An 18,164-nucleotide genomic window follows, 5' to 3' on the forward strand; every position below is an offset into this window, starting at 1 on the left:
TTTCCTCAGTTTGTATTGTTTTAGCCTAATACACATCTAATTAAATTAGTGTTCTTAGTTTTTATAAAACAATTTTTCTTAATTTTGTCAATTAATAAAAAAATTTTTACTTGTTTATTTGTAAAAAGTTTTTTTGATAAATCTTATTTTATTTTTCAAAATTAAAAAAATTATATAGAGTAAGCTTTTACAAACAGAAAAAAATCATAAATAAAATATTTAAAAATAGCAATAAGATATAGAACTAAGAGTGCTTCTAAATATCTTATAAATTTTTTAAAAACATATCTTAAAACCTCTTAATAAGAGTAATTGTTTTTTAGAATCCGTTTCTTTTTTTTTAAAAAATAATCTTTATTTTTTCTGATAGCTCTGATAGCTTCGTGGAAATGAACTTTTTAATGAGAAAAATAGATATGTATTTTATTTTAATTTTCACTTTTTTATGTGCTTGCATTCCGTCTTACACCAAGGTGTATGATTGCTTTACCTTTTTTAATGAGCTAGAACTATTAAAGATGCGTTTAGAAGAACTCAATGATCACGTGGATTATTTTGTATTAGTGGAATCGATTGAGACACAAAGAGGAGATCCTAAGCCTTTGTATTTTCAAGAAAACCAACATCTTTTTAAAAAGTATCTGCCCAAAATTAAACATATCGTTATCGATGAATGTCCATCTACAGATATTGACCCTGTAACAGGGCTTTATTGGGACAGAGAAAATTTTCAAAGAAAATGCATTATGACGGGTCTACAGCAATGTGATGATTTGGATATTATCATGATTTCAGATCTTAATGAGATTCCTCGTGCGCAGATCTTAGAAACGTTTAAGTTGTTTTTTTATAGGGAAAAAAAGAAGCCCAATAAACTAGTCATAAAAAATCCACCAGATGCAATTGCTCTTGAAATGCCTTTATTTATTTATCAACTCAATAGAAAGAGTGAAATTCATGAAGGTCGATGGGTAGGAACAGTTGCTACTTTATATGGTAATTTTAAAAGAAAGGGGGTTCAGTTTTTTCGAGATAATCGCTATAACTTTTTTAAAATTACGGATGGGGGCTGGCATTTTACCTGGATAAAAGATAAAGATCAGATCAAACAGAAGTTACTTAGTATTCTAGAAGGTAGAGATAAAGAAAGTGTGGGTTCGATTTCAGATGAAGAAGTTGAAACTTGGATTCAAGCACAAGAGATCATCCCTATGAATAGTGAGTATCCTAACGATTTTCCCAAATATATGGAAAAACACATCGATTACTTTAAGTCTATTGGATATATCACAGAATAAGGCTTATATATGCGGGTTATTTTAGTGATCTTTTGTATGTTATGTGTTTCTTTTGAATCTTTTGCAAAAGTTTACGATTGCTTTACTTTTTTTAATGAATTAGAGCTATTAAAGATGCGTTTAGAAGAACTCAATGATCATGTGGACTACTTTGTATTAGTAGAAGGAGTTGAAACACATAGAGGAGAACCTAAACCTTTATATTTTCAAGAAAGTCGACATCTCTTTGAAAAATATCTACCTAAGATCATTCATATCATTGTTAACGAAAAGCTTTTGTGTAATCAAAATGACCCTGTAAAAGGATTTTGGGATAGAGAGCACTTCCAACGAGAATGTATTGCAAGAGGACTTAAGAACTGCGAACATTTAGATATCATCTTAATTTCTGATTTAGATGAGATTCCTTGCATTGAGATGCTTGAAAAAGTTAAAAAGCAACTCAATTTTACTAAATCCAAAAACTTTAATTCCCTTAGAAAATATAAAAAAAGGAAGCATAAGCCTGAAGAACTAGCACGCTCTACCCATAATACATTGGCTTTTCATATGCCGTGGTTTATTTATCAATTAAACAGAAAACATAATTGGGATAATGGCAATGAATGGGTAGGAACAGTTGCTACTTTATACGGTAATTTTAAAAAGAAGGGGGCTCAATTTTTTCGGGAATATCGTTGGCATTTTCCTCGAATGGCAAAAGCAGGATGGCATTTTACCTATATGGGAGGTAAAGATAGAATCAGACAGAAACTATCGAGCATTGTAGAAGGAAGAGACAATGTATTTAGTATTTCAGATGAAGAAATCGAAACTTGGATTCAAGAACAAGTAGTTGTTCCTATTGACGATACTTTCCCTAAATATGTTATAGAAAATAGGGATTATCTTAAATCAATGGGTTTTATTGCAGAATGCACTCCTTGATGCGAAAAAAAGAATTTTTTTCTTAACTTGTACAAATCGCTGTTTTCTTGTTAAAACAGTTATCTTGGAATTTAAGGAAAAAAATGATTGGTTTTTGTCCGCTTGCGTCTGGCTCTAAAGGTAATTGTCTATATATTGGAACGGAGAAGACAAAACTTTTAATCGATGCTGGAATTGGTATCAAGGTCCTCGAAGAGAGATTAAGATTAATCGGTGTGAATTTACATCAAATTGATGCAGTTATCATCACCCATGAGCACACAGATCATATTAAAGGCTTAGAGCGTCTAACTTGTAAAGGTCAAATTCCTGTATTTGTGAATAGTGATACAGCTTGTGCTATTACTTCTTATGTCAAGAAAACTCCTCGCTTTAAGATTTTTTCCACAGGAGAATATTTTTCATTTGGAGACATTGAAATTCTTCCCTTTTCTATTCCCCATGATGCGGCAGATCCAGTAGGATTTACGATTCATTTAGAGGGGTTAAAAGTAGGCATTTGTGCAGATTTGGGATTTGTTTCTACTTCTATTATTCAAGTCTTAAAGGAATGTGATTATTTATATGTAGAGGCTAATCATCAACCTTCGATGGTTTATGCAAGTGCGCGCCCTGCTATTTATAAACAAAGGGTCTTAGGGCGTCAGGGACATCTTTCCAATGAGGAATGTAGCTCTTTAATTGAGCAGATCTTTCATCCAAATCTTAAACAGATCTACTTAGCACATCTTTCTAGTGAATGTAATCATCCTGATAAAGCACTGGAAACCGTGCAAAAAAAGCTTAGGTTCTTACAGGCAGATACTAAGGTGTGCATCGCTTTTCAAGAGCATTGTAGTCAACCTGTTTTGTTTTAAAGCGGCAGTAAGAGTCCATCAAAGGCCATTTCAAAATGACAATCGATATTGCAATCAATTAAGACATCTTTGTGCAGTTGAATTTTATGCAATAAATTTTCATCTGTATGCATAGGATCATGATGAGTAACAATCCAATGAGAGGTATCTGTATGTTTGATAAGAACAGAGGCATTTGCAACAGAGGAGTGTCCCCAGCCCACCTTATATTGGTATTCTGAAGGAGTATATTGTGCTTCATGAACTAGAAAATTGCATCCTTTAAAAAAGGAAATTAAGCTTGAGTATCCTTTTAATAAAGAATGAGAAGAAGTAATTACTTGTGGCTTTCCGTGATACCCCATTAAAAACTCATTATCGGTAGCATATCCAAAAGTGGTTTTTGCACAGGTAATTTTAAAACATAATGTAGCCCCTGGATGCAGAGCATAATGTGTATCAATTTCAAAAGAGCCAATTTGAAAGGGAATTCCTTCATAAATATTTTTAAAAATCAGCTGAGCTTTAATTTCTTCTAAATTTACGGGAAATAGAGAATGGATTAACATTTCTGCAAATAAGTCGTGAATGGTTTTATCAAAACCAATAGGAGCCCAGATATGAATACGATAACTAGGATCATATAAGGGAGCAAAGAAGGGAAAACCGGAAACATGATCCCAGTGTGTATGACTGATCAACAAATGGATATCTTTTATAGAATCTATTTGCGTTAAATGCAGCCCTAATGCACGAATACCATTACCCGCATCGATAATCAGTAAATCTTTACCATGTCGTAGCTCTAAACAACAGGTATTTCCTCCAAAATGAACATAAGAAGAACCAGATACGCCATTAGAGCCACGAGTTCCCCAAAACTTGAGGTAAGAGCGATTAGAATGAGCTTTGGGTAAATAAGCATGAGATGCACTACGCTCTTGCGTTTTAAAGGGGATAGGAAGGAGGTTTCCTTTAAAAAAGTGCGATAAAATAGAAAAAAAAGAGGTTAGAGAGAAAGGTTTTTCTAGAAAATAATCGCAGCCATTTCTTAAAGCTGCTTGATAATCTTGCATCATTACATGATCTGCTAAGAGAATAACGCCTATTGGCTTGGAATCCATCCGGATTCTTTTTAAGATTTCGATTCCGTGAATATGGGGTAGCATGAGCTCTACAAGCACTAGATCAGGCTGGAAATGTTGCATTTTTTCCAAAGCTTCTGTACCAGTTGCTGCGAATTCGAAATGATACGGCTCTTTTTCTCTAGCTTGTTTAATACTTTGATGTAGTTCTCGATCAGAATCAGCCAAGAGAATTTTTTTAGACTCTTTTCTGCTCATCGATGGTTAAACCTGTAGACTTTTCTTCTTTTTGTAAAAGAGCCAAAAGCAAGAAGTTCCTACTACAGCAAATAATGCACTTACATAGAAAAAGTTAAAAATTTCTCTGGGATCAAGCTCTAAAAGAGATTCATCTTCTGTAAGAAGACTTAAACCCGAACCTTGTTCCATTTCTTGAGGAGTTAATATATTGTCTTGTGCAAGCTCGGTATAAATAGAATCCGATTTAGGTGCGAAAATGGCTACAGATAAAGTAATACAAGCAAATCCATAGAGCATGTACCCCATGAACTTTAAACGGGGTAATAGCGGAATATCGGGATGGATGGTATTCTCATCAGGGGTATTATTCTGTGTCATTTAACTTATTTGGTTTAAGCAAGGAATCTTTAGGATCAACTAAAATTCTTCTAGGTTTTGCTCCTTCTTGTGAGCTAATCACTTTTTTGCTCTCTAGTTCATCCATTAAAGAGGCAGCTCTTGCGTATCCAATTTTCAATTTGCGTTGCAGGAAAGTTGTCGATGCATTTCCTGTTTCTACAACTAAATTAAGAGCTTGTTCATAGAGCATATCACGAGGAGCACTTTCTGCTCCTTCTTCAGAAGATAGATCTTCAAAACGCATTTTGTCAAAAGATTCTATCAAATAATTTGGAGGGCTTTGATTGCATATGAAAGAGACAACACGGTTGATCTCTTCATCGCTAATATACACTCCTTGAGAACGAATTAAGGTAGATGTACCCGGTGGTAAAAAGAGCATATCACCATTGCCTAAAAGGCTCTCTGCTCCTACGTCATCTAGAATGATTTGAGAGTTAATCCGACTAGCCACTTTAAAAGCGATGCGAGTAGGAAAATTTGCTTTAATCAGACCTGTAATTACTTCTCTAGATGGTCTTTGTGTGGCTAATATGAGATGTATACCTACAGCACGAGCCATTTGCGCAATACGAGCAATGGGAGTTTCTAAATCAGAGCTAGAGGCCATCATAAGATCTGCAAACTCATCAATAATAGCTACAATTGCATACATTTTGGCAGGAATAGGGATATTCAAAGAGCTTTCTAATTCTTGATTGATCTGCCTATTATTAAAAGCTGTGATGTTACGTACTCCTAATTGCTTTAAAATATCGTAGCGGGTTTGCATCTCTTTTACAAGCCAACTCAAAGCTGCGTAAGCTCCATGCGGCTCTGTAATAACAGGTGCTAGCATATGAGGTAAATTGGTATAGGGAGTTAGCTCTACTTTTTTAGGATCGATCATGACTAGCTTGATTTCATCAGGGCGTGCATTCATAAGAATGGACATGATCAGGGTGTTCACGCAAACGGATTTTCCCGAGCCTGTTGCCCCTGCAATTAGACAGTGAGGCATTTTACTCAAATCGCTAATCACACTATCTCCCGAAACTGTTTTACCGAGCAAAAGAGGAACCATCATTTTACGTATATGGCTTTGATATTGAATGAGGAGTTCTTTAAAACTCACTTCTTGAGGATAAATGGAAGGGATTTCCACACCTACTGCAGCCTTACCCGGAATAGGGGCTATAATCCGAATAGATTTAGCCTGTAGGTTTAGAGCAATATCATTTTCTAGCGTTTTGATCTTTTGTACTTTTACTCCAATTGCTGGATGTACTTCAAAAGAGGTAATAGTGGGCCCACAGTTGATCTCACCTACTTTAGCTTCGATCCCAAAACTCATTAGAGTATCTTGAAGTACCTCTGCCTGTTTTTTTAATTCTTTTTTCAGGAGTGGCTGATCTACTTTTTTGGGATGATTCAATAAAGAAGCGGGAGGGATTTTATACGTTGTATAATCTCCATTCACAACACATTGTGCATTAAGAGCTATTTGTCGTTTACTTAAGTTAACTTCTATGGGTTGTTTTTTTTTAGCAGGTTCCATATCTGCCATTGTGCGAATTTTTATCTCCTTTTCCGGCCTTTCTTTAGGTTTTGTCTGTAAGTAAGGAGGAGCTATAGAGCGCTGTGAAAGTAAACTCTCAATTTCAGAAGCACTTTTAATGGTAGGAAACGCCTTTTTTTGCGAGATCATTTTCAGAAGCTTATTTTTTATAAATATAGTGGAATGCTTGAATTTTCTACCGGTGGTAAGCAATTCAATTTCCATTAAGAATAAAAAAGATACACAAGCTGTTATAGAAAAAGTAAGGATGATTCCTACATCGCTTAACATATGCTGTAAATTAAATGTAGGGATGTCCTTATATAAATAGTACAGAGGAACCCCTCCTAAATTATAACGAACAGTAGAATAAGGATAGGGAAGTTCAAAAAAATACGATTCGGTATACACCTTGTTTTCAAATAACTTAGCATAGGCCCATTTATTCTCTGCTAGTAAATTCAGTAAAAAACAACAAGAGAAACACAGAATCAGAAAGCAGAAAAGCTTAGAGGGCATATATATAGGTTTTTGATTGAGGATGAGCTTCCATCCAAGCCACAAGCCAAAACCAACGATGAGATAGCTGCTTATTCCAAAAAGGTAGTTAAAACCAAATCCCAATCCCCAACCAATAAGACCTAACCAATTCTGGTGAGGAGCATCGAATCGAAAACTGATTAAACTTAGTAAAACAATGATAGTGAGGGCTAATAAGATCAATCCTCTTGCTTCTGGGTGTACTACTTTAGATTTCTTTTCAAAAGATGTATTTTTACTCACTATCAACTCCTAATAGTTTAAATAAATAGCGCTGCAAAAGCCAAGAATCAGACAATACCAAGCAAAGGGTTTAAAATTTCCTTTTTCTAAGATAGAAAAGGCAAAGCGAATCACAAGCAATCCAACTATGCAAGAAGTGATAAACCCCACTGTACAAGCCATCGGGGAGAAACTAGGAGCATCGTGTATAGCTATTTGTAAAAGTTCTAAACAGTTGCCGCCGATAATAGTAGGAATAGAGAGTAAAAAAGAAAAACGCACCGCATCACTTGTTTTCCATCCCAAAACACGAGCACAACAAATGGTAGAAGCGCTACGCGATACACCAGGAATTAAAGCAATCGACTGCATAGCTCCAATATAAAGGGCATCATGTGCGCGTTTTTTAAAAGAAGGTTCAAGCGGTGTTTTTAAACGCCAAAAATGACCTATTAGTAAAACAAAGCCTGTAAACATTAAACCGAATCCAAGAAAGTTAGGGTTGAAAACCCAATCTTTAAATGGTTTAACCAGTAAATAGCAAGGAATAAGCGGAATTATTGCTAAAAAAAGCAAAAGGGCTTTTTTACGGTCTGTTCGTAAAATGGTTAGAATATCTTGTTTTAAAAAAATCACAACAGCCAAGAGAGTGCCTAAATGGCAAAAAAGACTTAAAATGACTTGGGTTTCTGTATCTTGGATCCCAAGCATCAATTTAAATAATGCAAGATGTGCTGAAGAACTAACCGGAAAAAATTCAGTTAACCCTTGTATTAGACCTAACAAAAAAGCTTCTAATAAAGACATGAAAATCTCCTTAGCCTACAAATTTAACTTAGCATAATTGAATAGGAGATGGCAAGAATTTGGGCGATCGACGGGGCTCGAACCCGCGACCTCAGGAACCACAATCCAGCGCTCTAACCAGCTGAGCTACGACCGCCACAGTAAGCGAATCAGTTTATCTTAAAAGTTGTTTTTGCGTCAAATCACTTCGATAAAATAAGACGAGTATTCCTCATCAAAGAGCCTAAGAGATGTTTGTTAACAATTAAAAAATAATTTTGATTTAATTTGAGATTATTTTAATTATTAATTACACTTAATTATAAGAAGTCTGTTTTATTTAATTAATAATCAGTAAAAAAATCTATTTTTATCTTATAAAAATTTACTATTAAAAAGGAGTAGATATGACAGGTTTAGATGAAACTTACTTGAGAAACATGAAGAGATCTGAAGTCCTGAAACAAGAATTTTTACGTTGTGACAGTAAGGAAGATATATCTGAAAAGCAAAATATGGTTCAGGAAACTTTTCTTAAAGCATCAATAGGCGCTAATGAACCGATGTATGTTAACCAACCAATATATGAAACAATAGATGGGCTGATTATTCAAGCATTATATAGTGAACCGTTAGATAATAAAGAGTCAGTATATAGCGAACCAGTAGGTGCTAATGAACCGACGTATGCTAATGAATCAATATATGAGACAATAGATGAAGAAGCGTGTATTCAAGCATTATATAGTGAACCGTTAGATAATAAAGAGTCAGTATATAGCGAACCAGTAGGTGCTAATGAACCAATATATGAAACACTACGTTTTCAAAAATCAGATGTCACTGAATCTCAACAAAAAACAGAATTGGTTATTTCAAATAAATCCCTACTAAAGATAGAAGGTAAATTTAAAAAAAAAGATAATAAAAATCTTCAAAATATCGTTGATTGGAGTCAATCATCGGATACTAATAATTTTGATATATACTTCAAATTAATACTAAAAGATTTAAAAAAATTAAAATCATCTTCAAGTAAATTAGCTGCATTTTTATATATACTAGATTCCACTAAAGATCTAAATCAGATAGATAGCAAAAAATTATATAAGACATTACCTAGAAAGTATAAAAAATTGATAAAAAAATCTAATCCGAAGTTTAGCGTAAATATGCGTTCTCCCGAATCGCTTAAATCTATTGATTCTATTAGGGCTCATTTAAAAGAACGCTCTATCTTCATCAAAGCTGAACCATTTCCTTTAAAAAATAGGATTTGAGGTTTTTTCCAAGCAAGCTTTTTCATGAAAAGCAATCGCTCCCAAAAAGAGTACTGTTAGATATAAACCGAGCATAGCAGGGGTTATCACATCTGTGCGCAAACTAAACTGTAGTTTTAGAGGAGGATAGGATGTGATATGTAAAATGGCTGTAGAGAAAAATTCATTGAGCTTGAATATAAAAGAGGATGCCTTAGGGATAAAGTACAAAATAAGGCCAGGGAATAGCAGAATGCAAGAAAGAGCGACGCAATAGGGAAAGAAAAGATTGTAAACGATGCTAAGCAAGGGGAATTGATGAAACAGATAAAGCAATAGAGGAACCGTTGCAATGTGAACTGCAATATTTACTGAAAAAGAACTACGCAAGAGATGCAAAATACTGTAGGCATATCTGTCTATAAAAGGCAGCTCCTTGCGTTCTTTTTCGGTACGTTTAGGCAAAAAATAGCTCAGTAATTGTTCTGTGGGTTGGTACAGTAAAAGGATAGCTAGAGTACAAAGAAAGGTCAGTTGAAACCCCAGCTCTAAAATGCTCAAAGGCAGTACACATAGCTCAGCGATCAATCCTAGGCCAATAGCATTGAGTCCAGAAGAAGGATATCCCATTAATTCACCCATTAAAAGAGCAGCGATTGCAATATACGCTCTTTGGATAGAGGGAGAATCTCCTAGAAAAACATAATAGAAGCTAAGGCATAAAAGAGTCATCAAAGCAGTTGTTTTATAAGGCAATAAACAATTAAATACACTTCTTAGCAAATAAGCCAGCAGTGCAAAATGAAAACCTGAAATAACAAGTAGGTGTTGTAGGCCCAATTTGCCAAACTGCATCGTTAACAACCTCTCATCGATTTGCCCAGTAACCAAAGCACTTAAAAAGACAGCTGTTATTCGATTCGATACCTGTTTATGAATATATTTAGAGACTAGCTGTTTAGCTGAAAAGCGCCACTCAATGAGACTTAAAAAAGAAGCTTTCTTCTTCCAAGTTTTTTTCCTCGTTGGTTTTAAGACAAAAAAACGGGAAGATTTTTGCTGCAAATGACCTTCTATCTCGTAAATTGCGTTACAGATAGGTCTTTTACCATAAATAGGTAGGTAAATAGAGCAAGGTAGATTGTGATAGGTCTGCTCTTTTGTTTGAAAATCTATCAACGTTCCTTGATAGAGTAAAGAGCGATAGAAAGGAGAAGAGGTCGTTTTAATCGATTGGGGTTTGAATCTACCTACTCCTGAAATTTTCTCAGAGACAAGTGTTACCTCAGGATAGCGAAATAAGATAGATGCAAAACCGATGAGAATAGCGATAGTTGCTAAACAAAAGAGTTTCAGATTTTTGGTTATGGGAAGAATAAGAGCTGCTAAAACCACCAGATAATAGAGCTGAAAGCTTAAACAACAAGCGCTTCCCATTAAGAGAGAAATCCCTATAAGAAGCGCAGGGTGTTTTTGCCAAAAATTACAGTAAGCTTGGCATATATTCAAAAACATCCCAAAAAATTACTCTTTTAGATGATATTTATTCAAATACCTTATAGAAATATACACTTGGTCTATCATAATAATTTATAAGACAGCTGTTTTAAAAATGTGCATCATTTAATCTAAAATTGACTATCAGATTAAGAGCTCTTCCTTGTTCTACACATCACATCTTGCTAATGCAAAATAATTATTTTCACATTTTTCACTACGATCATCTATGTATCCCTTAGTAGGTGGCTTGCAAAATAATTCCCCGAATAATTTTATAGAATTACGCATACAGTCATTCGCAGATGTGCCACATTCTTTAAAACGCTCCCAATGAGCTTGAAAAGCAGAATCGCAATTGTAATAGCCATTAGAGTCTGTTGTAACAAGTTTAACTATGTTATGTAAAGACTGCAGGCTTTCGCTTATTGGAGGTTCGGTCGGATCAGCAAACACATTATGTCCAGTAGAAGTCTCAGTAGTATTAGTAGAAAATGCAGTTTCTGTAAATGCGTTATTAGCAGTCAAGAAATAAGCTGTAGCAGCTGCTACTGTAAGTCCAATACCAACGGCCCCAATTGCAATGTTTCTTCGTGTTAAGCAAGAACGATTAGATGGTAAAGAAGACATATTAATAGTTATTGTACCGTTTCCTGAGTCTTGTGAGACTGGTTGAAATTTTGCTATTGCTGTCATACATCCCCTTAGTAAATTGTTTTTATTATGATTTTTAGATTTATAAGTATAGTTTTTATTAAAATTTAGTTTAATTATTGTTAAATATGAATAAAATGAAACTAAAAATCGACAGTATAGAAAACCGTTATTTAAAAACAGCTGGATCTATTTTTTTGTTTCATCGATAGAGCGGCTATAGATAAGCCGTACTCCTCTTTTACCAGAAATCAAGGCCATTACCCATTCTATTAATACGATAAAGCGGTCACGGAATCCAATCAGGTAGACAAGGTGAATAAAAGCCCACATAAGCCAGGCGATAAAGCCGGTGAATTGGAGTTTACCGATAAAAGCAATAGCTTTAGCTTTTCCAATGGTAGCCATACTTCCTTTATCAAAATATTTGAAGGGTTTTCTATTTTTTTTATCTAGGTCGCGGGTAATGGTTTTTGCTACATAGCGTCCTTGTTGAATAGCTACAGGTGCAATTCCTGGAAGGAGCTTATTTTTGTATTCCACATGTGCAGCATCTCCGATGACAAATACTTCTGGGAAGTTAGGCAGAGTTAAATCAGGTTCAACAATCACACGACCTGCACGATCTAGGGGAGTATTTAAACGGGCAAGTAATTTGGAGGCTTGATTGCCTGCAGCCCAGATGATGTTTTTTGAAGCGATAAAGGTGTCTGCTATTTGAACGCCTGAGTCATCAATGTTGGTTACTTTTGTGTTATTAAGTACTTGAACTCCGAGCTTTTCAAGGTCTTTTTTAGCACGTTTGGATAATCTTTCAGGATAACTGGGTAGGATATTGGGGCATGCTTCTATTAAAAATATTTGCGCTATTTCTGGATTAATTTTACGAAAGTTTTTAAACATGGTTTTGTAAGCAATTTCAGCAATAGCTCCTGCCATTTCTACTCCAGTAGGTCCTCCACCGATGATTACAAAGGTTAAATAAGGTAAAATGGATCCAAAATCAGCTCTTTCTGCTTTTTCAAATGAGATCAAAATTTGTTCACGAATGTTTAAAGCATCGGGAATGGTTTTTAGACCAGGAGCAAATGCTTCCCATTGATCATTGCCAAAGTAGCTGTGACGAGCTCCATTTGCAATGATTAAATAATCGTATCCAAACCACGCTTGATTAGAAAGAATCACTTGTTTTTGCGTGGTATTGATATCGGCTACTTCACCCATAATTACAGAAACATTTTCTTGATTTCTGAGAATCTCTCTTAGAGGCGTTGCGATTTCTCCAGGGGATAGAGCTGCTGTAGCCACTTCGTATAAAAGAGGTTGAAATAGGTGGTAGTTCGTCTTATCGATTAATAAAATATCTACATCAGCTTTTTTCAAAGCTTTAGCGGCATTTAATCCTCCGAAGCCTCCACCAATAATAATTATTCTGTTTTTAGTCATAAAATTACGTTCGTTTTATTATTATGAAATTAATCTTCTTGTTTTTATTTAAATAAGAGAAAGGATAAAATCTTTGCAAGGTTCTTTTTATCGAGAGAATATATTTCTTTTTGATTTGCAAGAAAGCCGTCTTCTCAATAAAATCACTTTTATACAAAGATAAAAGTTTTTAACACCATAGTGCGCTAAAAACTGTATAAATCCATTAAAGCGGCGATTCGCGTTTACCTTAAGTGACTGCATGTATTGTGTTCAAGATCTTTTCCAAAAACATGGACCACAGCTCGGATTGAAATTAATTGCAGGAGAGCCAGGTTTAAATCGACAAATTAAAGTGCCTGAAGTACATCGTCCTGGACTGAGCTTGTCTGGGTATCTAAAGAATTATGCTAGTCAGAGAATTTTAGTGTTTGGTAACGTTGAAGCGCGCTATCTTAGGGATCTTGATAAAAAACTAAGATTAAGTAGGTTGCAAGCAATTCTAACTCCTCAAACACCTGCTGTTATTCTGGCTGGTCGCTATACACCTTTAAAAGAGTTAGTGCGTGTTTGCGCAGAAGTGAAAATTCCCCTGTTTCAAGCTCAAGGTTCTACTATGAGCTTAGTTAGTAAAATGACTCTAATACTCAGCGAAGAGTTCTCTTTAACCATGACCTGTCATGGAACTTTAGTTGAAGCTTTTGGAGTAGGATTATTGATACAAGGAGATTCCTCAGTAGGTAAAAGCGAAGCTGCTTTAGGATTAATTGAAAGAGGACATCGTTTAATTTCCGATGATGTTGTGCGTATTCGATTGCGAGAAGGGTCTTCCCTTCAAGGATCAGGTCCTGAATTAACGCGTCACTTACTTGAAATTCGAGGAATTGGCATTATCAATGTCGCCCACCTATATGGAGCAGTATGTGTCAGGGATGAGAAAACAATAGATCTCATTATAAAGCTAGAAGAATGGGATGAGCGTAGATTTTATGATCGAGTGGGTCTAGATGAAAAATATTATGACATTCTTGGAATAAAAGTTCCTTTTCACGTGATTCCTGTTAAACAAGGTCGAGATATTGTTTTGCTGATTGAAACCATTGTTTTAAATCAAAGGTTAAAAGAAATGGGATATCATTCTGCTCGGGAATTCAATGCTAAGTTATTGGAAAGTATTTCTAGAAAACAGAGTAAGAGGGCTAAAATCTGTGAAGCTCATGCGCAAAGTGAGAGTTAAAAATGCAATGGGATTGCATGCTAGGCCAGCTACCGGAATTGTTAGATTACTGCAAGGGACAAAGTCTGCTGTTTCTTTTACCTATCGCAAAGAAACAATTAATGCACGGAGTATCATGAGCATTTTGATGCTAGCCGCAACAAAAAATTCTTTGATTACCATTTTGGTAGAAGGAGATGATGCTCAAGAAACTATGGAAAAGTTAGTTGATGGATTTGAGAATCATTTTGGAGAGCAGTAAATGTCCAAAAAACAAGAAGAAGAAATTCGGATTCAAGGCTATTCGGTTAGTGAAGGAATTGCAATAGGAAATCCTTTTTTTCTAGAAAATGTAGAAAAGCCCATTCCTAATTTCCCTATTACGTTAAATGAAGTTGATCAAGAGATTCAACGTTATCACATAGCTTTAAGGTGCAGTAGTGAAGATCTTAAAAAACTTTCTAAATATTTAACCTATAAAGGTTCCAAAGAAGCTGCAACTATCATTGATACGCAAATCCAAATTTTGGGAGATCCTTGTTTAACCACTCAAGTAGAAGAAAAGATTCGGCATATGTTACAAAATATCGAAGCTGTTTTTCATTCTGTCATTACAGATTATGAGGTTCGGTTTTCTTGTATAAAGGATAGCCTTTTTCAAGGCAGATGGGTTGATATAATGGATTTAGCAAAAAGAGTGCTTAGACACCTTTGCTTTCAAGAACAAGCTCCTTGGCTTAATGTTCCAGCCGAATCGATCATTTTTGCAAAAGATTTAATTCCTTCTCATGCAGCAGTTGCTGACTATCCTCGTGTAATTGCTTTTGTTACAGAAGAAGGAGGCGCTAGCTCACATGCAGCACTCATTGCTAGATCAAAAGGAATTCCTTATGTAACTTGTATTAATTTAAATAACCTACGCTTATGTCTAATCCAATGTGTTATTGTAGATGGATACAATGGGGAAGTTATTTTAAATCCTAATGATAAGACTTTAGCAGAGTACCAAAACCGTAGAAGCAATTTACAGAAATGGGTCAAGAAAATTCATGTAAACATAGATTCTGTTTTACAAACAAAAGATGGGCACTCTATAGAGGTATTGGCAAATGTAGGTCATCTACATGATGTCGAACAGCTTACAAAACTTGGTGCTAAAGGGATTGGTTTATTTCGTACAGAATATCTTTTTTTTCAAAATAATCATTTTTCTTTTTCAGAAGAACATCAATATGAATTTTATTCCAAGATTATTCAAAAAGCTGCTGACATGCCCGTAACAATTCGTGTTTTTGATATTGGAGGAGATAAAATTCCACAGTTTCTATCCCTTAGCCCAGATAGTTCTGTGTCTAAATACCGAGGTATTCGTTTTCTTCTTTTGCATAAAGACATTTTCCGTATGCAGTTAAGAGCTATTCTGCGAGTAGCATATTATGGAAATGTTCGCATTTTATTACCCTTAATCAGTGATCTTGTCGAATTAGAAGAATCGCGTATTTTGATAGAGCAAGTGTCTCAAGAGCTATCTCAAGAAGGGGTGTTATATAAATCAAATTTACCTTTGGGATGTATGGTTGAAATTCCATCTGCTGTATTCATTTCTGGTGCTTTAGCAAAACATTGCGATTTCTTATCTATTGGGACTAATGATCTTATACAATACAGTTTAGGAATAGATCGTAGCGATTATGTAGAAAGTGATTTTAATTACTCTATTCATCCTAGTATTATCCGTATGATTAAAATGGTTACTTCCGAGGCTATGCAAAATAAAAAAGATGTTTCCATTTGTGGAGAAATTGCTTCTAATCCTCTTTTTGTTGCTCTACTAATGGGATTAGGATTGAAAATCTTCTCCTGTTCTCCTCGTTATATTCCAGCTATTAGATATGTAATTAGGCAAATTCACTTTAAAGATGCAGCTATTCTAGCACAGACAGTATTGGAGATGGATTCTTCATCGCAAATTTTTGAGGTCTTACAAAGTTACCTCAGCTCTATACATATTCCTGATTATTTGTGCGGCAATCTTTATGCTAAAAAATAGCTGGCTTTATGTGCATGAGTGATTTTTCACGAGTTGCAAAAGAATTTGAAAAGCCTTCTTATTCTCCAGATTATTTGGTATAATCAAGTCTGCTTGATATTTACTATCATGAATATATTTTTGATAACATGGCTGAACAAAATCTTTGTAACGCTGTTTGGTTTCTTGCAGGGAAAACCCTCTCTCGATTTGATCGCGGTTAATAATGCGGAAAAGGCGTTCTGTTTCTTCAACTTCAATAAAAACTTTTAAGCTACAAAGATCGTAGATTTCAGGAGAAGCCAACAGTAAAAAACCATCGATAATAATGATTTCTACAGGGTCGATATGAGTTGTTGAGCTAGAGCGTGTCTGGGTCTTAAAATGATAGATCGGTTGTTCTACCGCATGCCCTTTTTTAAGTTGGGTGATATGTTGTTTAAGAAGAAGAAGGTCAATGCTCTTAGGATCATCAAAATTATTTTTTTTCCTTTCTTCAGGCGATAAATGGGAAAGATCATAAAAATAATTATCCATATAAATAATAGCAGCGTTATCAACAAGCTGCTTTTGAAGTGCTTGAGCAAGCATAGTTTTTCCAGCTCCTGAACCACCCGCAATACCTATAACTAAGGGATCTGCAAAAACTGAAAACCAAGCAAAAAGACAAAGAAAAATGCACGCGTACATATCTTAACTACTAAATTTACAGTCGTTATTTAAAAAAGAAGAGAGGCAGTTTTATGGTAATCATTGCCATGCTTTAACCTCAGGTTCTCGATTGTTATATAAAGAGTAATATATTTTGAGAGTTGGTTTCTTTAAAAGAATTATTTAACTAAAGACCATTTCTTCAGAAATAATAAAGCTGTTTTTTTCATAGGTTTCCTAAAAATAGCCCATTTTCCATGAGGACTAAATCAAATCCTGCTTTTTTTAAAAAATTAAACAAATCAATTTTCAAAAAGACGCATACATAAAATCAAAAAAAGTCTATTCTTGCAGAGTAAAAAAATATACTCAATTGCAGTGGTTAAGGATCCGATATATGATTCCTATATTAATACATGAAATGAAATTCAATGCATTCTGCCATATACAGGCGAAAAAGGAGCTGTTATTAGCAATCAAATGCGTAAGAGTTTTTTTTAGTTATCCTATAAGTAATTCTACTTCTACTTTTGTTTTAAAAAATAAATGTAGTAAACTTATTGAATTTTTTGTAGCTACTACAAAGGCAATCTTTTTGTGCATGCCGCTTATAAATAAATATGTTTCCTTTAATAATTATTTTGAATTTGATGATTATTTGAAATTTGAAAAACAACAATCATACTCTCCTATATCTTCTTTACCAGATGAAATCCTCTTAAAGATTTTTAGTGATTTATCTCCAAAAGATTTATGCCAAGCATCTTGTGTTTCCAAACATTGGAATAATTTGGCATCTGATAGGCTTATTTGGCAGGCTTTTGATCTAAAAAAGATGTTTCCATCATTAAAAGTTATAGATCAGGCAATTTGGCAAGCACATTGTAAGTTCGCAAAGTTAGAACTTCCTATAGATGATTCTCCATCTTTTGATAAGCGTGTTATAATACTAGCTTTACAAAGGCTATTTACTTCTTTACAGATAGAAGGTGAAGCAGGAATAACGCTTCTGACCCTTCCTAAAGGACTTACAATTAGTAAACTTAAGACGCTTTTACACTGCACGACTGGATGTTACTACGAACCTGATTTCATGGAAAAGCTTAAACATGTTTCTGTTGAAAGAACTTATACAATAGCTATAACAAACGCCATCCTTAAAGGAAGCGAAAGATTATCTACGAGTAGACAACAAGAGTTCATAAAAGAGAAGGGGTGTGAAATGCCGACAATATTAGAAGCTGCTACATTTTTTGCTTTTCTAGATCAAAAGCCTCGTCCCTTAAATCAGGGGTTGGATTTATCTTTATATACGCATTGTAGAGAGCAGATAAATGCTGATAACTTGATAGCTGGGCCAACTGATTTATTACTTCTCGTTGCTAATGAACCTCTTTTTTACATGGGTTTTCGCATAAATGGTACTTCTGTCACTCGACGAGGCTGCTTCATCAAAGAAAGACTGCCTCTTAGATCAAGAGGTTTTCAATATGATGTCGGATTAATGTCTAACGTCGGCTCATTTGGTGTTTTAAAGGTATAGACCAAGGTCATTAGAACTCA

16 protein-coding genes and 1 tRNA gene are annotated in these 18,164 nt (G+C 34.8%); 8 read left to right on the plus strand and 9 right to left on the minus strand.

Annotated elements, in window-relative coordinates; translation table 11 throughout:
• Window positions 1-416: 416 nt before the first annotated feature.
• From RHTP_RS07820 to RHTP_RS07830, 3 genes are all read left to right on the plus strand, one after another.
• Window positions 417-1,298, plus strand: a complete 882-nt coding sequence (locus RHTP_RS07820; RefSeq protein WP_171005784.1) for a glycosyltransferase family 17 protein — start codon at window positions 417-419, stop codon at window positions 1,296-1,298.
• A gap of 9 nt (window positions 1,299-1,307) precedes the next feature.
• A complete protein-coding gene (locus tag RHTP_RS07825) occupies window positions 1,308-2,225 on the plus strand; it encodes a glycosyltransferase family 17 protein (protein WP_138107565.1) in 918 nt (305 codons plus the stop codon).
• Window positions 2,226-2,308: 83 nt separating this feature from the next.
• The gene (locus RHTP_RS07830) at window positions 2,309-3,082 is read left to right on the plus strand and encodes an MBL fold metallo-hydrolase (protein ID WP_138107566.1); all 774 of its coding nucleotides are present in this window, start codon (window positions 2,309-2,311) and stop codon (window positions 3,080-3,082) included.
• Here RHTP_RS07830 and RHTP_RS07835 read toward each other — a convergent pair.
• The 5 genes from RHTP_RS07835 to RHTP_RS07855 all read right to left on the minus strand — a co-directional run bounded on the left by RHTP_RS07835 (window position 3,079) and on the right by RHTP_RS07855 (window position 8,027).
• On the minus strand, window positions 3,079-4,404 hold the full coding sequence (locus RHTP_RS07835; RefSeq protein ID WP_138107567.1) for a response regulator: 1,326 nt from the start codon (window positions 4,402-4,404) through the stop codon (window positions 3,079-3,081). The two genes, RHTP_RS07830 and RHTP_RS07835, sit on opposite strands and share 4 nt — an antisense overlap.
• Window positions 4,405-4,410: 6 nt before the next feature.
• Entirely contained in the window at window positions 4,411-4,764 is a 354-nt protein-coding gene (locus tag RHTP_RS07840) for a hypothetical protein (RefSeq protein WP_138107568.1), read from the minus strand.
• Entirely contained in the window at window positions 4,751-7,105 is a 2,355-nt protein-coding gene (locus RHTP_RS07845; protein ID WP_138107569.1) for an FtsK/SpoIIIE family DNA translocase, read from the minus strand. Before RHTP_RS07845 ends, RHTP_RS07840 begins: the two co-directional genes overlap by 14 nt.
• A 9-nt stretch (window positions 7,106-7,114) precedes the next feature.
• Entirely contained in the window at window positions 7,115-7,891 is a 777-nt protein-coding gene (locus RHTP_RS07850; RefSeq protein ID WP_138107570.1) for an undecaprenyl-diphosphate phosphatase, read from the minus strand.
• Between the two features lie 62 nt (window positions 7,892-7,953).
• Window positions 7,954-8,027 (minus strand) — tRNA-His (locus RHTP_RS07855).
• Between the two features lie 250 nt (window positions 8,028-8,277).
• Here RHTP_RS07855 and RHTP_RS07860 point away from each other — a divergent pair.
• Window positions 8,278-9,150, plus strand: coding sequence for a hypothetical protein (locus RHTP_RS07860; RefSeq protein WP_138107571.1), 873 nt, complete (start codon window positions 8,278-8,280; stop codon window positions 9,148-9,150).
• Here RHTP_RS07860 and RHTP_RS07865 read toward each other — a convergent pair.
• From RHTP_RS07865 to RHTP_RS07875, 3 genes are all read right to left on the minus strand, one after another.
• Window positions 9,133-10,644 (minus strand): ComEC/Rec2 family competence protein, encoded by a 1,512-nt coding sequence (locus RHTP_RS07865; protein WP_138107572.1) that lies wholly within the window; start codon window positions 10,642-10,644, stop codon window positions 9,133-9,135. The two genes, RHTP_RS07860 and RHTP_RS07865, sit on opposite strands and share 18 nt — an antisense overlap.
• Window positions 10,645-10,794: 150 nt before the next feature.
• Window positions 10,795-11,322, minus strand: coding sequence for a hypothetical protein (locus RHTP_RS07870; RefSeq protein ID WP_138107573.1), 528 nt, complete (start codon window positions 11,320-11,322; stop codon window positions 10,795-10,797).
• Between the two features lie 147 nt (window positions 11,323-11,469).
• A complete protein-coding gene (locus RHTP_RS07875; RefSeq protein WP_138107574.1) occupies window positions 11,470-12,726 on the minus strand; it encodes an NAD(P)/FAD-dependent oxidoreductase in 1,257 nt (418 codons plus the stop codon).
• Between the two features lie 241 nt (window positions 12,727-12,967).
• Between RHTP_RS07875 and hprK the strand changes: the two genes are divergently transcribed.
• Genes hprK through ptsP form a run of 3 tightly spaced genes read left to right on the plus strand, consistent with a single transcriptional unit; the run spans window position 12,968 to window position 15,971 of the window.
• Window positions 12,968-13,942, plus strand: coding sequence for an HPr(Ser) kinase/phosphatase (gene hprK / locus RHTP_RS07880; RefSeq protein WP_138107575.1), 975 nt, complete (start codon window positions 12,968-12,970; stop codon window positions 13,940-13,942).
• Window positions 13,923-14,183, plus strand: a complete 261-nt coding sequence (locus RHTP_RS07885; protein WP_320410683.1) for an HPr family phosphocarrier protein — start codon at window positions 13,923-13,925, stop codon at window positions 14,181-14,183. Before hprK ends, RHTP_RS07885 begins: the two co-directional genes overlap by 20 nt.
• Window positions 14,184-15,971, plus strand: coding sequence for a phosphoenolpyruvate--protein phosphotransferase (ptsP, locus tag RHTP_RS07890; protein ID WP_138107577.1), 1,788 nt, complete (start codon window positions 14,184-14,186; stop codon window positions 15,969-15,971). It begins immediately after the preceding gene.
• 6 nt (window positions 15,972-15,977) lie between these two features.
• Here ptsP and udk read toward each other — a convergent pair whose 3' ends face one another.
• Entirely contained in the window at window positions 15,978-16,640 is a 663-nt protein-coding gene (udk, locus tag RHTP_RS07895; RefSeq protein WP_138107578.1) for a uridine kinase, read from the minus strand.
• Window positions 16,641-16,998: 358 nt separating this feature from the next.
• On the opposite strand from udk, the gene RHTP_RS07900 reads away from it, so the two are divergent.
• Entirely contained in the window at window positions 16,999-18,144 is a 1,146-nt protein-coding gene (locus RHTP_RS07900) for an F-box protein (RefSeq protein WP_138107579.1), read from the plus strand.
• The last annotated feature ends 20 nt before the right edge of the window (window positions 18,145-18,164 follow it).

It is taken from the genome of Candidatus Rhabdochlamydia sp. T3358, assembly GCF_901000775.1.
Taxonomy (GTDB): domain Bacteria; phylum Chlamydiota; class Chlamydiia; order Chlamydiales; family Rhabdochlamydiaceae; genus Rhabdochlamydia.

Bases quoted from the DNA above. Each gene is read 5' to 3' on its own strand.
- RHTP_RS07820 (WP_171005784.1), top strand. From the start codon at position 417: ATGTATTTTATTTTAATTTTCACTTTTTTATGTGCTTGCATTCCGTCT.
- RHTP_RS07825 (WP_138107565.1), top strand. From the start codon at position 1,308: ATGCGGGTTATTTTAGTGATCTTTTGTATGTTATGTGTTTCTTTTGAA.
- RHTP_RS07830 (WP_138107566.1), top strand. From the start codon at position 2,309: ATGATTGGTTTTTGTCCGCTTGCGTCTGGCTCTAAAGGTAATTGTCTA.
- RHTP_RS07835 (WP_138107567.1), bottom strand. From the start codon at position 4,404: ATGAGCAGAAAAGAGTCTAAAAAAATTCTCTTGGCTGATTCTGATCGA.
- RHTP_RS07840 (WP_138107568.1), bottom strand. From the start codon at position 4,764: ATGACACAGAATAATACCCCTGATGAGAATACCATCCATCCCGATATT.
- RHTP_RS07850 (WP_138107570.1), bottom strand. From the start codon at position 7,891: ATGTCTTTATTAGAAGCTTTTTTGTTAGGTCTAATACAAGGGTTAACT.
- RHTP_RS07860 (WP_138107571.1), top strand. From the start codon at position 8,278: ATGACAGGTTTAGATGAAACTTACTTGAGAAACATGAAGAGATCTGAA.
- RHTP_RS07865 (WP_138107572.1), bottom strand. From the start codon at position 10,644: ATGTTTTTGAATATATGCCAAGCTTACTGTAATTTTTGGCAAAAACAC.
- RHTP_RS07870 (WP_138107573.1), bottom strand. From the start codon at position 11,322: ATGACAGCAATAGCAAAATTTCAACCAGTCTCACAAGACTCAGGAAAC.
- RHTP_RS07875 (WP_138107574.1), bottom strand. From the start codon at position 12,726: ATGACTAAAAACAGAATAATTATTATTGGTGGAGGCTTCGGAGGATTA.
- hprK (WP_138107575.1), top strand. From the start codon at position 12,968: ATGTATTGTGTTCAAGATCTTTTCCAAAAACATGGACCACAGCTCGGA.
- RHTP_RS07885 (WP_320410683.1), top strand. From the start codon at position 13,923: ATGCGCAAAGTGAGAGTTAAAAATGCAATGGGATTGCATGCTAGGCCA.
- ptsP (WP_138107577.1), top strand. From the start codon at position 14,184: ATGTCCAAAAAACAAGAAGAAGAAATTCGGATTCAAGGCTATTCGGTT.
- udk (WP_138107578.1), bottom strand. From the start codon at position 16,640: ATGTACGCGTGCATTTTTCTTTGTCTTTTTGCTTGGTTTTCAGTTTTT.
- RHTP_RS07900 (WP_138107579.1), top strand. From the start codon at position 16,999: ATGATTCCTATATTAATACATGAAATGAAATTCAATGCATTCTGCCAT.